Annotated in this window: 8 protein-coding genes; all 8 read right to left on the bottom strand. The window is 66.4% G+C overall.

From position 1 onward, the window contains the following. Nucleotides 1-337: 337 nt before the first annotated feature. The 8 genes from WME85_RS19605 to WME85_RS19640 are packed head-to-tail and all read right to left on the bottom strand — an operon-like array spanning nucleotide 338 to nucleotide 13828. Nucleotides 338-2485, bottom strand: coding sequence for a DEAD/DEAH box helicase (locus WME85_RS19605; protein WP_437840167.1), 2148 nt, complete (start codon nucleotides 2483-2485; stop codon nucleotides 338-340). After that, nucleotides 2482-3840: a BREX system ATP-binding protein BrxD gene (gene brxD, locus WME85_RS19610; RefSeq protein WP_437840168.1), complete on the bottom strand. Its 1359-nt coding sequence runs from the start codon at nucleotides 3838-3840 to the stop codon at nucleotides 2482-2484. The genes WME85_RS19605 and brxD overlap by 4 nt, the downstream gene beginning before the upstream one ends. Then, entirely contained in the window at nucleotides 3837-6635 is a 2799-nt protein-coding gene (gene pglZ / locus WME85_RS19615; RefSeq protein ID WP_437840169.1) for a BREX-2 system phosphatase PglZ, read from the bottom strand. Before pglZ ends, brxD begins: the two co-directional genes overlap by 4 nt. Beyond that, nucleotides 6632-10309 (bottom strand): hypothetical protein, encoded by a 3678-nt coding sequence (locus WME85_RS19620; protein WP_437840171.1) that lies wholly within the window; start codon nucleotides 10307-10309, stop codon nucleotides 6632-6634. The genes pglZ and WME85_RS19620 overlap by 4 nt, the downstream gene beginning before the upstream one ends. Next, nucleotides 10284-10949, bottom strand: a complete 666-nt coding sequence (locus WME85_RS19625; RefSeq protein WP_437840173.1) for a nucleotidyltransferase domain-containing protein — start codon at nucleotides 10947-10949, stop codon at nucleotides 10284-10286. The genes WME85_RS19620 and WME85_RS19625 overlap by 26 nt, the downstream gene beginning before the upstream one ends. Continuing rightward, nucleotides 10942-11361, bottom strand: coding sequence for a hypothetical protein (locus WME85_RS19630; protein WP_437840174.1), 420 nt, complete (start codon nucleotides 11359-11361; stop codon nucleotides 10942-10944). The genes WME85_RS19625 and WME85_RS19630 overlap by 8 nt, the downstream gene beginning before the upstream one ends. Further along, the gene (locus WME85_RS19635; protein WP_437840175.1) at nucleotides 11358-12287 is read right to left on the bottom strand and encodes an HNH endonuclease; all 930 of its coding nucleotides are present in this window, start codon (nucleotides 12285-12287) and stop codon (nucleotides 11358-11360) included. The genes WME85_RS19630 and WME85_RS19635 overlap by 4 nt, the downstream gene beginning before the upstream one ends. Next, complete coding sequence (locus tag WME85_RS19640; protein ID WP_437840176.1) at nucleotides 12284-13828, bottom strand: AAA family ATPase; 1545 nt, start codon at nucleotides 13826-13828, stop codon at nucleotides 12284-12286. The genes WME85_RS19635 and WME85_RS19640 overlap by 4 nt, the downstream gene beginning before the upstream one ends. Nucleotides 13829-13932: the final 104 nt, after the last annotated feature.

Consider the following 13932-nt stretch of genomic DNA (forward strand, 5'->3'; position numbering starts at 1 on the left):
GATGGGTGGCACCCGTCTCCGCGGTGGAGGGGCTCCAGGAAAAGATGGGTGGGACCCGTCTCCGGGTGGACGTGGCTCCAGGAAAAGATGGGTGGCACCCGTCTCGGCGGTGGAGAAGCTACCGTCCGGCCTCGCGATCCCCTGGCCAGCCCGTCTCGCCGGCGCTTCAGTGTAAGCGATCCCACTCGATGCCGCTCTTACCGCTCCCGTCGGGAGACCTCGTCGACGGCGTGGCCGGGGCGCGGCTGCCCGTCACCCCGTCGGAAATGCCTGTCCGCGGTGCCGCCCCGACGGACCGTGCTTGCGGGCGACGTCGTGCATATCTCAGGCACAGAGCCTACGCGGAGGCGAGCACATTGGCATGCGCGACGGACGTTTCTGGTTCCGCACCCTCGATGATTCGCCGCGCCCCTCCGACATCTAGCACACCGGCTACGACAAGCTCTCGCATTAACCTATCCGGCAAGCATGGCTGAAACTTCGAAACCCTGCTTCGCCCCACCGCCTCTGAATGCCGGAGCGCATCCTCCTCCGTCGGCCTTCCCGCGGCACGCAGTTCTGCGAGCACCTGCTGCACCCGAACAATACTCTTGCCCGCCTCGCCTTTGAAGGTGATCGACTGATTCCGGCTAACGCACTGTTCCCCGATCTCGGCCTCCAGCACTCGCGCCAACAGTAAGTTTGCCCCCCCACCGGCGAACGTCCACCACGTGATCCCCTCGTGGCTCTCCAGCACCGGCGAGGCCGCGTCTCGCAGAAACGTGTGCTCCGCCCGCATCATGGAAAGCACGTTCCGCGTCCGGGGAGACCAGCTAGCGTCCGCTGTGTCCTCCATAAGGATGCGCCGCATCGCCTGACACAGATCGTATCCAAGGCGTCGCGGCCCTCCCGTCCATCGAGGCGGCCGTCCAGCGGGCGCCGGCCTCACCGCGCAGAGCCCGCGCCTCCAGTCGATTGACAGGACCTCCCACGCGCGCCCTGCAAGCGTGAAGCTCGCTGGCACTCGGTCCGCATCGAGCGTCATTAGGAACAGCGCATCCACGGTTCCGATCTCTTCAGTGTTCGAACGGACCGTCACGAGCCGCGGGACATCGAACGCCGCGTACAGCTCCCGGAAGTTGGCGCGCCCATACCGCTTCTCGCCATCGACTCCGAGCCAGAACTTCCCACCTTGCTCCGACAGAATCGTCGCATCCAGCATATGCTGGACGATCGCCAGCCGCTCCTCGGCGCTGATCCCCTCGAACGCGACGGCTCCCTCGAGCCATGCCCACCAATCGCCCCGGCCGATGCCGCTTGCCTGGATGCTCAGCCCCATGAGCTGATGCGCGAGAATGTGCGTTGCGCGGCGGCTCGGCCGGACATCCTCGACGAAGCCTCCCCGGTACAGCCGGATGATCGCCGCTGCCTGTAGGAGGGCCATCTCCTTCGTTACCAGAAAGGTGCAGTTGGGCACGGCTCCGTCGCGCCGTCCGGTACGGCCCATGCGTTGCAAGAAGCTCGCGACACTCGATGGACTGTCAATCTGTAGCACATGGTCGAGATCACCCACGTCGATCCCGAGCTCCAGCGCGCTTGTAGCGACGATGACGCAATCCTTTCCCTCCTGAAAAGCTCGCTCCGCGTCGCGTCGCTCCGGAAAAGCCAGCGATCCATGGCTGACGAACGCCGTCACCCCAAGCTGCCTGAGGATGTGACCAAGCCCCTCGGCAGTGCGCCGCGAGTCGACGAAGACCAGCCTCTTCTTACCCGGGTGCAGCGCCTTTACTACCGTCGCCGCGTTTTCGAGCGTCGCGACGAAGTCGAGTGCGAGATCGGGGGGAATCTTGGCTCCCTTCGGATCGACCACCTCTGCCGCACGCAGCGAGCTCCCCTGGATCCACCGTAGGATCTCCCCTGGGTTCCCGACGGTGGCCGAGAGCCCGATCCTCTGCACGTCGCGACCACAGTAGCGCGTCAGTCGCTCAAATAACGAAGACAGATGGGCCCCGCGGTCATCGGCCGCGAATGCGTGAACCTCATCGATGACCACAGCGCGTAGCCCGGCGAACAGCTCGCGTGTCGGGACGCGTGCGCTGATCAGCATTGCCTCCAGCGACTCTGGCGTGATCAGCAGGATGTCGGTAGGATCCCGAAGGAACGCTTTGCGCGCGCTCGGCGTCGTGTCACCGTGCCACTTGAAGGAGCGGCGCCCGACGAGGCCAGCGAGCCTCGCTACGCGTTCCTCCTGATTATTGAGGAGTGCGCGGATCGGTGAGAGATAGAGCACCGATACTGGGCGCCAGTCCTCCGTATCCATCGCAGCCAGGAGGGGGAAGAGCGCGGCCTCCGTCTTTCCCCCAGCGGTCGGAGCGAGGATTACGGCGTTCTTCCCTTCGAGCACGGGGCGGATCGCGGCCTCCTGAACAGGCCTTAGCTCGCCATAGCCCAGTGTGTTGGCAATCTGGTACTGAAGAGCGCTCGAGAGCCGCTCGAAGGCGCTCATTCGAGATCGTCTCCACGGCCTGCGCGCCGGTCTTCGTCTCCCAGGTCGAGTGCGATGTCGGCGACCGTACGAACGACCCCGGCCGCGTCGCGCTCTTCATCGGTCATTTCGTTTGCCGCTACAACCAGCTCGTAGTGGACGAGTGGATCGAATTCGGCATGTTCATCTACCTGATCCAACAGCCCTACAAGGCGTTTCAAATAGAGACGCGGAGCCATTCCTACTTTGCCTCCAAGCTTGCCCGCGACCGAGCGCGCAAGGCTCGCGAGGAGCGCGTCGTCCACGCATGCCGCGATGCGCTCAGGGTGGTCGGTGGGGTAGAGATCGCGAATCCGCCGGCCGACTTCGACGAGGCGATCGAAAGAGAAAGGCTGAAGCCGGATCTGTACGGCGCGAGCGCTGTCGAATTTGGGGTCCTTAGCGAACTCCGTCTGGAGGCGTTGCGCCAGCGGCGGCAAGCGTTGAACCCCCTGCATGCCGTCGAAGAACTGAGGCGTGCCAGTGATGAGCACGTAGAGACCCGGAAAACGCCCAGCGCTCAGGTCGTCAATGAGCTGCCTCAGCGCGTTCAGGCTCTTCTCGCGGCTGTCGGCGCGCACGCGCTGGATCGTCTCGACCTCGTCGAGCACAAGCACGAGCCCTGCGCGCCCCGTCTGCTTGAGGAGCTCCAGCAAGCCACGGAGGAAGCCCGCGGCGCCGTCGTGATCCACATCACCCTTGAGACCCGCCGCCCGCTTGATGTCGGCGGCGACGTTCGGTTGCCCCATCAGCCACGCGACGAGGCCCTCTGCGATCGCGTGCTCTTCTTTCACCCGTGCGGTGTGGCAGCGGCGCAGCGCGGCAGCGAATTGCGGCTGGGTTGCGCTCACCGTCGCCAGTCGCTGCTCGAGCAGCTGGCCCACGGCCCGGCTCACAGCCTCGGCGTCGTTGGCGTCTGTGTCGGGCTGGGCGAGGACCTCCTCTTCGAGGTTGTAGAACCAGCGGTCGACCAGCGAGCGGAAGGCACCGCTCGACCATTCCTTCGTCTGCAAGCCCTCAATGGCCCGACGGTAGACTGTCTCCATCCGGTAGAGCGGCGTGTCGGACTCCGATATCTGCACGAGCGTCGTCGCGAAGGCGCGCTGCCGCGCCCGGTGCTCGAGCCAGCTCGCGAAGAATGTCTTGCCGGTACCGTATTCTCCGCGCACCGCCTTGAACTTGCCGCGGCCTGCAGCAGAGGCCGAGAGTTCCTCGTCAATGGCCTTCTCGAAGGGATCGAGGCCGACCGCGAAGAGTTCAAGCCCATGCCGCGGAACGGCTCCGAGTCGCAGGGCATCGACGATCTCGCGTCGTTTGAGCGGGCTCTGCGAGATCAAAGCTGCACCTCGAACTGCTGGGCGAGCTTCTCCCGGTCGAGGTGGACCGTCTTGGCCGCCGAGTCGTGGCGGATTACCTGGTAACCATCGACGTTGAGGATCTCTCCAAGCTTTGCCACCACGCCTCCGATGCGCCATGCGGGCACGTTCAGGGCACTCGCGAGGGCGGCTTCGGATGCTACACCCTGGCGCGCGAGGAGGAAGTCGACCGCTTCGACGATCTGCTTCCGGTCGCTCGCAGATCTCTCCAGCGAGGCGAGGACTGGCGAGGAGGCGAAGGTGGAAGGCTTGGCGACTGGAGCAGGCGCAGGTGCAGGAGGAGGTATCGGCTCCGCGAGGGCCGGGAAGCCGAGTTGGACCTGGCTCGCCTGCTTCCTCGGTCGGACTGGGATCTCGACGGGGGTTACCTCGGGGGCAGCCATCGGCGTGCGAACCTCGAGGTACCACCAGGGCGGGACGTGCGCTGAGCCGACGTCGAGCGCGCGATCGTCGTGTGCCGGCGCTCCGAGATCCTCGCACCCGATGAGTAGACACGGCGCAACCACCTCGGCAAGCGTTGCCCCGCCATGTTCGCCGGCGTGAGCGCCTCCCCCGTAGCGCGAGGCGTCGTCCGCCAGGAGTACCACCCCATGGGCCCCTTTCGGGCTGCAGACGGTGTCGCCACGGAAGCCCACCTCGTACGGCGCGAGCGCCTCGTCGGGTGACGTCCACGGCCGCCAGCGTGCCCCCGCATCCTTGTACGATCCCTTTGAGACGAGACGATCCGCGGGCACATGACCGTGATCGCTCGCCAAGAGCACCGCGCGGCCTGCCTCGCGGGCGCGATCGAGCAGATCGGGCAGCGACTTGATGCTCTCCACCGTCCACGCGTGGCGCTGCTGCGGATCGCCTTTGAGCGAAGCGTCGATGGCGTTGATCACGATCGCCACCACGCGCCGAGTCCTATCGGCGACGAGGCTCAGCGCCTCCGGTGAGGCCGAGCCCTCGAGCGTGTGCCCTTCGCCGCGCAGAAGGAGCCTGGGCACTGTGCTGCCTGCGAATAGCTTCTTCACCTCCCGGTGCTCGGCCCAACGCTCGACGTCTTTCGCCGTGTTCCATGCGGCACCAGGCGGAAGTGCCTTTCCCCCGAAGAACGCCGCGCGGCTCACGTCGGTCATCGTCGGGAGATTCGCCAGCACGGCGGGATAGATGCCGTTGCCGATCTTGCCCTTTGCCGAGCCGTGCCAGGCCAGCGGCCCCCAAGGGACCGTTCGGGCGCCGAGCGACTGCAGGAGCTCTACCGCCTGCGCCCAGGCCATGCCGTCCATCAGCAGCACGAGTAGTTTTCGTGAGTCGTCGTCTTCGAGGAAGCGGACGGCGATGCGCTTCACCGCCTGATCGATCGGAACCACTTGCGCCGATGGACGACCCGCTTCGACCCAGCTCGACAGCGAGCGCGCGAAGCGCCGATCGAGCTCTTCGCGTGCCGCGTCGGCGGCCGCGACGACGGCGTTTACTCCTTTACCGAACACATCCTCAGCGGTGCCTCGAGCGTTTCGTCGTGCCCAGTCTACATAGCCGCCCTCGGCGGCATACCAGCGCGCGAGCAGCTCGGCGTCCGCGTGCAGTGTCGGCGCTCCCTGGAGATCCCGATCTGGCCGTACGCAGAGCCACGCTGCGAGCCGCACGGCCATCTCGGCGCGTGCCATCAGCACAGTCTCATCCGCATCGGTGAAGAACATGTGTCCCTCGAGCGCTCGGTAGGCCGCCGCCGCACGCTCGACGTTTGCAACCGAACGCGCTTCTGCGGCGGCCGTGAGTGTGCGGCCGAGTGTGTCAAGCCGAGCGCGCCACGCCGAAGGAAGTCGGCGATCCGTCGCGAGGGCTTCCCGCACGTCGGCATTTTCGACGAGCGCATCCGCCGTCTGGACGATCGTGCGCACCAGCGTTGCCCCTGCCTTCTTTTCCACATGGCGCAGTGCCCCGTCCGCCGATGCCCCCAGCGCCCTAGCCACGGCGGCCATGGTGCTCTCGTTCGTCACGCCCAGCGCTGCCCGTGGCGCCAGGCCGACCCACATTTTCACGCCAGCGTGCTCGCTCGACGAAAGCGTCTCGAAGAGCAGCGCGTAAGCGAGCACTGCGGAGCCCCGCGCGTTCTCCCACGCCTTCCAGACCACCGGGCCCGCCGCTCCGAACTGCGCCGTGAGGTGGGCGAGGAGCTCGTCGCGTACACCCGCGGCGATCGCTGCACTCATCGCTTCAACGAACCGCGCTCCTCGCTGATCGAGGGCGGCCCAGCCGAGCAGCGTGTCGAGACCGAGGCCGCCCGATATGTCGATGCCCCAGACCGCGCCCAGCCAGGCGTTCCACAGGGCGGTGAGCGTGACGCGGCCCGCGGGCACCTTGATCGAGGCCGGCGAGGACGTCGAGAGCAGGTAGGTCGCGAGCCGGCTCCTGCGGGCCTCATCCTCGACCTCGCTTGCGCCGAGCAGGGTGAGGAGCCGAGCTTCGGTGCCAACGCGGAGGATCCGCCCGCTCCGAGCGAAGCGACCCGCGAGATCGAGCGGCACTTCCGTGCCCCAGGGCACCAAGAACGCGATGCGGGCATCATTGTCGTCGAGGGAAGGCAACCGCTCGCGCAGCTCGAGCTCGCTCCGCACCGGGACGACGTGGAAGGAATCCATGTTGGCGAAGCGCAGCTCCTCCTCCTCGCCGGTCCCAAAGAATGCGACGAGGTGACGCTTGCGCTCCGACCGATACAGCTTCTCGAGCTGTTCGGTGAGGTCGTGGCGACTCAGCCGTGGGATTTCGCTCATCCCTTCTTCCTCCCCGTGATGGTCACGGTCCCAACGAGCTGCACGTCGTCATCGAATGCCTCGAGCGCGGTCTCGATCTCCTCGATTGCCTTTCGCAGGCTTTCCCGCGTTGCGGCTCGCCCCCGCGCCTCGATGGTGCGCTGGAAGGCGCCTGGAGAAGCGGGCGGCGGCGATGGAGTGCGGCCCAGAGACCCTGGGACAACGAGGAGGCGCTGTCCCTCTTCGGCCAGCGCTCGTAGCCGTGGGGCAAGCTTTTCGATCAGCTCGTCCTGGCGGAGCGCCTGCGCGACGCTCTCGGTGATCTCCTGGGCGCCAGCCAGGTCGCCGCGCCGGGCCTGGAGCTGACCGAAGACGCCAAACACCAGCGGGTCGTCGAGGACGCGCACCACGTCGACGGCCGACGCGATGCTCCGCCCGACCGCCTTCGCGCTCGTGTCGAACGTCGCCTCGGCGAGCACTCTGACTTGCTCGAGACCGCCCTTCTGGTTGAGGCTCGCGCAGAGCCGGTCCGCGGCGATGGCCGTGCGCAGGCGGTCCGCCGTCTCCGACTGCGAGAGCTCGATCAGACGCGTCCGGAGCAAGCCGGGAAGCTTCGCGCAGTCTGCTGCGACAGGCGCGAGCCGTTCGGCAAGCAAGGACTGGAAGCGCTTGAGGTTGTCGGCGTGCAGCGCCTTGCCGGCGAGCGTGAACCCGAACGTGTCGCCGGCGACGACGAGCCCCCTGGCCCACTCGACCTGGCCTGGGAGCGGAGGCTTTTCCAGCACGACGTCGTCGGGGATCTCTTGCCCGGCCTTGGGCTCGAACGGCTTGTCGAAGCGCACGAGGGTCCGCGCGGTGGCGCGGGCATAACAGCGCACGACGAGGTCGAGCGCGTCCCGCTGCAAACCCATCCTGCCGCTCTCGTCGATCCAGCGCCGGATCTCGCTGACCGTCGGCAGGTCGACTCCCTTCTGCTGCCGCTTCTTCTCCAAATCTTGGAGCGTCCGATCCTCGAGCAGGTGTACCGCCGTCTCGGTGACGCGCACGAGCCCGAGCTCCGCCAGCGTGCCGCCCATCTCCTTGATGAGATCCCGATCGGCGGCGATACGTTTGTCCTCGGCGTCCACGATGTCGCCGAATTTCTCGATCAACCGGGTGATTCGTTGGCTCTTCAGCGGGGGCGCGAAGTGTGGATGACGCGGGTAGCGAGCATCGAGAAGCGCCATGATGTGCGCGTCGAGTGCGTCGGTCAGATTGGCCGCCAGGGTGGGCTGGAGCACGGCGTCGGGCTTGAGCAGCCGCAGATGCGTCTCGACGCTGTTGCTCGGGTCGAGGTCTCCCTCCTGCTCCCGTGCCAAGCCATAGGCCTGCTCGAGCACGCCGAGGATCCGGGTCTTCTTCTGGCTGCGCAGGTTTCGGAGATCATTCAGCGCACGTGCCTGGTTTTCGACCGAGAGATGCGCGACGGCCTGCCGCTCGGTGTCCTTGGTCTCGAGGATGTGCTCGAGGATGACGAGCTCGCCGAGGAGATCGTTGATCGACTTCGAGAAGAAGCTCGGCACCCAGGCCAGCGTCCACGTCCCGCCGCTCCTTTCTACCAGGTCGTCGAGAGCCCGGAGATCGTGCTGGGGCCCGAAGTCCTTCTCGTCGAAAGGGTAGTCGACGACCAGTCGCCAGTCATGGTCGGCGGGGCAATAGAGCTGCTCGTCGCCGAGCTTGCGGATGTTGCCGAAGCGCACGTGTCCGAGCCGGTTCGTCCCGCGCCAGGGCTGGATGCGGTCCTTGCCCCAATCGGCCACCTTGTCGACGCCCATGGCGTCGAAGAGCAGATCGCGGATGATGCGCTGTCGTGCGCCCGAGGTGTCGTGCTCGCGCGCCTGCTGGAGAATGGGCCCCAGGTCGACGCCCTCGAGGACGAGGTGCACGGTCGGATCGCTCTGTGGCCCGACGTGGAGCTGCCCTACGGTGCTCGCCCAGTTGCGGAGCTTCTGGGCGATGATGGTCGCCTCCGCACCCGGGATGGGCACACGCAGTGTCCCATGGTTGAGCTGCGCGAGCTTGCTCGCCGTGGCCTCCTTGAATACGCCCACTTCGGGGACGAGCGCGGCGACGATAAGCGTCTTGATCAAGCGGTTGTCGAGGCGGCACGCCTTCTCTGCGCAGTTGGAGCAGCCGATCCGGACCGGGAATCCCGGCCGGAGGCGCTGGCATCGCTCGGGCGTCGTGGTCCCGTTGCCCTGCTGGATCATGGGGAGGAACTGGTAGCGGTAGACCTGCTTCGCGGCGTCGAAGCGGGCCTTCATCACCCCGTCGGCCGGGTCGTCGCCGCCGGACAGGACGTCGAAGAGATCGCCGACGCCGACGACGTCGCCGAGGCGCAGATCCTCGATGTGCTCGACGAGCAGCTCCATCAAGAGCTTGATCGCCGTGCGCTCGCGCTGGAGCGAGTTCGAGAGCGCCACGAGCGCCTCGACCAGCGCCGGACTGAAGGGGTAGAGTTTGCGGAAGGCCGCCGCGTCGTCGCGCCCGAGCAAAGTCTGCCATGATGCGCCTGCGGCGCGCTTGAGCTTCTCGAACGCCTCGTCCAGGAGGAGCCGGGAGGCATCGTCGTTGTGCTTGAGGACGCGCACCTTGACGATCGCCGGCAAGTCTCGATCCTCGAGCGCGATCATGTCGTAGCGCCCCTCCCAGTGCTTGAGCGAGTCGTGCAGGCGGGCCGTTTCGGCGCCGGCGTACTGGGCGCCGACCATCTCGGCGAGGTTGCGCTGTCGCGCGATGAAGCTGATGACCGGGATCGGCCGCTGCGCCTCCTGCGCCTCGACCAGTTTGACCATCTTCTGCGTTTCGTTATGCAGCCATGCGGCCTCGGACGCGCGGTGGGCGAGCCAGAGGATGAGCTCGTCGAGGAACAGCACGATCCCCTCGTAGCCCAGGCCCTGGGCGTGTCGCGTCATCGTGCCGAGGCCGCTGTCGAGGTCGACGAAGGCGCGGCTCTCCTGCGCGTACGCCGTGAAGCGGGTCTTCACCAAGGCGCTGAAGAGCTGCTCGCGTACCCTGGGGTCCGTCGATGCGGCCGACTGCTCGAAGCGCTCCCGATTCCAGGTGGTGACGGCCTTGAGCCCGCCCCAGCCGGCCTTCGCCGTGGCGCCAGCGTTCATCGGGCCGAAGAACTTCGCGTCACCGAGCTCCTCTAGCATCCGGGTCGCGTCGGCGAAGAGCTGCTCGTCGGCGAAGAGGCCGGGGATGGTGGCCTCGGGGTGGTGCTGGCGGACGTGCTCGATGTACCGCCCGAAGATAGCCGCCTCGATGCTGTCCTGCCCGACCATGTGGAAGTGGAGCAGGAGGAGCTTCTTCTTGCCGATCGGGGCGTGCGGCTCGCGGAGCCCGTGCAGGTCCGGGATGCGCCAGGCCTCCTCGTGCCCCACGAGCAGGAGGGTCAAGAGCGCCATGAAGTGCGACTTGCCGCTGCCGAAGCTGCCGTGTAGGTAGGCGGCCTGGCTGCGCCCGTCGCGGAGAGCCGAGCCGACGAGGCGTAGGGCGCGGTCGAACGCGTCTACGAGGGCTGGTGTGACGACGTAGGTCGCCGCCGTCTCTCTTGGGTGCTCGACGCCCTCCGTCAGCTTGAGGACGAAGTCGCCCTTGCGGACCTGATCGGGGAGCGCGAAGAGATCACGGACGCGGGTGGGTTCGGTCATGGCTTTCAAGTCTTCGGAGGGAGCACGCAGACGTCGGTTGCATCGGCCATGGCCCTGCGGTCGCAAGGGTCTCGAAGAACGCCGAGCATAGCCCCGCACGGCTCCCGAGGTTGAGCATCTCCGCAGGCGCGTCCGCGCATGCCTGCCAGGTCTCGTCGAGCAGCGCACTCGGCGGTACCGCCTCGCCTTGCGCGAGCAGCGCATGGCGCTGGAGATCCCGCCTGAAGAGCGTAAGGTGCTCGCGCCGATAAGCCGGCGAGAGCAGATCCCATGTCTGCTCCAGCGCGGCGAGGCGGGATGCCAGGCGCCGGGCCTTGTGCTCCGTAGCCATCTCGCCACAGCCAGCTTCAGCCACCCAGTCCGGCGCCCCGTGCAGCCATCGGCCCCAGCGGGCCACGTGGCCTGCCAGCTCGCTCCCGAGCCACGCGGGCGTCGCCAGCTCGCGTGGGCTCACCCATACCAGATCGACTGCCTGTGTATGGCGCGTGCGACCCTCGCCGACGACGAGGAGATCCCAGTCCGAGCCGGCGCTCCCGACACCGGCGGCGCGAGAGCCGAAGAGCACGACCTGTTCGGCCGAGCGCTGAAGATCGGCGAGGGTGAGGCCGAGCGTGGCGAGGGCACAGGAGAGCTCAGCCATCGAGCGCCTCCTCGGCCAGACAGAGTAGCGCCTCCAGGTGCTCGTACAGCTTGCCGCGGGCAGCCTCCAAATCGATCACGCCTCGGTGGCGCAAACCCGCATAGGTGGATTTCTTGATGCCTTCGCGCACCCGCTCCAGCAGCTCGACGGTATCCGGCTCGATGAGGTCGCGCGACGCGAGGTAGTTGAGGACGTCGTCAATACTTGGCGCTTCGGTTGCATCGAGGGGGAAGGAGAGGAGGCGCGCGAGTGGGTACGCAAGGGCGTCGAGCGCCAGATCGATCGTGTCGACGCCCTCGATGGTGCCGAAAAAGTTTTCCTGCACACGGACATCGAGCAGGATTAATGCGCGCTGCGCGTCGGACAGCGCGCTCCTGTCTCTCAGATTCGCTCGCAGCGCTTCGGGGTTCATGATCCCTGACCTCCAGCAGCCGGTCCCGGTGCCGCGACGATCCCCGCGCTCTCCAGGCAGTGTGCCACGAAGTGGCGAGAACGGGCGGCCGCACGATAAAGCGTTGGCTTCCAGTGATTGATGCCCAGTATTCCGGCGTCGATCTCGGCGAGGTCTTGAAAGTCTTGCAGAAACCAGTCTGCACCGCGACCGTACTTGCGTGCTCCGTGCACGATTTGCCCGCGTCTCAAAGCCAACTCTTCGCGTGCTTGGCGGGCGTAGCGCTCGCGGAGCCTGAGCGCCTCGCAGTGTCGCCTGAACAGGGAAGAGAAGTCCGTGAACGGTGGACGCGTGTACTCGAACGTGGCCTCGGCTTCGCCGTTGCGGACGTAGATATGAGCTTCGAGGAGCGGCGTCCCCTGGTCGATGTCGTCGCTATAGAAGTTGATGAAGATGCGCTGCCTACCGTTCCGCCAGCGATCGCCCTTGCGTTTGTTGCACGCTCCGCAGCATGGGATGAGGTTGATGGGATGGACCGAGAATTCCGCGTAACCTCCGCTTATGCTCTTGGTTCTCCGCGGCAGGTAATGATCCCATTCCCCCCCGGAGTTGTCGTCGACGCCCGTCGAGTCCAGCCCGCAGTAGGGGCACTTGTTGTAGACTTCTCTCGGCAATGCTTCGAGGATATCGCGTTTTGCGCGAGACAGCGGCGCGGTCTCGACGTCGTAACAATGGAACAACGCCTTGCGGTCGCTCTTGGTGAGCTTGCCCTCTGCGGCCAGAGTCTCCAGCTTCGTGCGTGACCGCTCGTAGTTCGCATAGGCCTTCGCGATGGGCGTCCGCAGCCGCGTGAGCGTGGCATGGCGCGTGGCGTCCCCCTGCTTCGCTTCGACGATGTCGTCGTAAAGCCCGAGCGCGTCCCCCGTGTAAGCCGGGATGTTTTTCATCGCGCAGCCCTGCTCTCCAGCAGCTCACGGAGCAGGAGCCGAGCCCCGTAGCCGAGCCCGTCGAACTTGCCGTCGATCTCGGCGCGCCCGAGGCCATCCCTCACCAGTTGCTCCAGAATCGTCGCATAGCTGCGGTCGTTCTCGTGGACGCCGAATGCCTCCTTGATGATCTCGTCGAGGCTCTCGCCGAATGACTCGCGCGGGTACGGCCTCACGAGCGGAAGCCGGCCTTCGCAGATGCGCAGGAGCCGGATCGCGCGCCCGGGGATCTCCTGCAAAACGATCGGGGAGTGGGTCGCGATCACAGCGTAGGCGTCGCGCTCGACGAGCATATCGTACAAGAGCCGCACGAGCGTCGAGAGGAGCCGTGGATGGAGGTAAGTTTCAGGCTCGTCGAGCAGGATGATGCTCCTCTCCCGGACACTCTCCACGAGTGCGGTGACGATGAAGACGAGGAGCTGATGGCCGGCGCTGGCGCCCTTGAGGCCGGCGACGAAGTCTCGGATCCGGACACGCATCTCGAGCGGATCCCTCGTCGGCGATGCGAACGGATTGACGAGTTGCGGCTCGTTCTCGAGGACGCGAGTGCTGCCCAGGATCGTTTGCCAATCGCCCTGGTGCTTCACCCCCATCCGCCAGATGCTCTCGATGGACGCTGCAAGCCGTACCAAGGCGTGCTCCACGTCGACCTCTCCGCGAAGAATTCCTCCGGGACGAGGGGGCCCTTCGGGAGGGCTCGTCCGTGAGGACGGGCTCCGGAGGCCGTAGTACGTGTAATCGTTGCCGGGTACGTTGTCCCGCGGCGTGGTGAACCGATCGAACGCATTGAACGACACCACGACCACGCGGGAACGCCGCTCGGGCTCGATTCGCCCGAACTTCGGATCCTCGGCATCGAGGCCGCTGAGAACATGCGCCAAGCGGGCGATGAGCTGAGTCTTCCCAGTGCCGTTCCGGCCCGCGATGGCCACGATGCGGCCGAGCTTGTCCTGCTTCTGGTCGGGAAACGCGAAGTCGACTCGGTGCTCGTCCTCGAACCCTTCGAGCTTGCAGGCGAACGTGAACTTGAGGGGGCCCTCGCTCTCTTTCCGAGCGACCCCGAAGAGCGAGCGCGCGTGTGCACGGGCAAGCTCGGCGTTAGGGAACCGGAGGAGTGAGACTTTGAAGCCCGGCGCGTCCGCGAAGGCCGCCTCGATGGCGGGCGTCAGGGCGACGTCTCGGAGCGCGACGAGGACGTCGCGGGCCACGCCAGCGCCGCGCGTGTGAAGTCGGTCGTAGTATTCGCTCTCCTGCCCGAGCGAGCAAAAGGCCTCGGGGAGGCCCTCGAACGGCTTCGAGCCGAGGGAAGGTGAGAGATTTCCTCTCTCAAGGATCTTGACCCTCCCGAGCGGCTGGGGCGGTTCTGTACCAGAGACAGAATCCACGTAATGGGCGCGGAACAAGGTCTTGTAGCCGTAGTCATCCCACGAATTGCGTTCCAGGAGGATGCACGGCGCCTTCTTCGGGGGCGTGAACCGGCTATCGACGACCTGAAAGAGCATCGCGTCCTCACCCCTCGCCGCGCGCCGCCGTGTCCGGTCCAGGTTGCCACCGCGAGCCTCGCGCGAGCAAGCGCCTGCGCTCGGCCCCCGCGCCTTGCAAACTC

It is taken from the genome of Sorangium sp. So ce1153 (genome assembly GCF_051521595.1).
Classification (GTDB): Bacteria; Myxococcota_A; Polyangia; order Polyangiales; family Polyangiaceae; genus Sorangium.

Excerpts from the sequence above, each read along its gene's own strand:
- pglZ (WP_437840169.1), bottom strand. The coding sequence starts at position 6,635 with ATGAGCGAAATCCCACGGCTGAGTCGCCACGACCTCACCGAACAGCTC.
- WME85_RS19635 (WP_437840175.1), bottom strand. The coding sequence starts at position 12,287 with ATGAAAAACATCCCGGCTTACACGGGGGACGCGCTCGGGCTTTACGAC.
- WME85_RS19630 (WP_437840174.1), bottom strand. The coding sequence starts at position 11,361 with ATGAACCCCGAAGCGCTGCGAGCGAATCTGAGAGACAGGAGCGCGCTG.
- WME85_RS19625 (WP_437840173.1), bottom strand. The coding sequence starts at position 10,949 with ATGGCTGAGCTCTCCTGTGCCCTCGCCACGCTCGGCCTCACCCTCGCC.
- WME85_RS19620 (WP_437840171.1), bottom strand. The coding sequence starts at position 10,309 with ATGACCGAACCCACCCGCGTCCGTGATCTCTTCGCGCTCCCCGATCAG.
- WME85_RS19605 (WP_437840167.1), bottom strand. The coding sequence starts at position 2,485 with ATGAGCGCCTTCGAGCGGCTCTCGAGCGCTCTTCAGTACCAGATTGCC.
- WME85_RS19640 (WP_437840176.1), bottom strand. The coding sequence starts at position 13,828 with ATGCTCTTTCAGGTCGTCGATAGCCGGTTCACGCCCCCGAAGAAGGCG.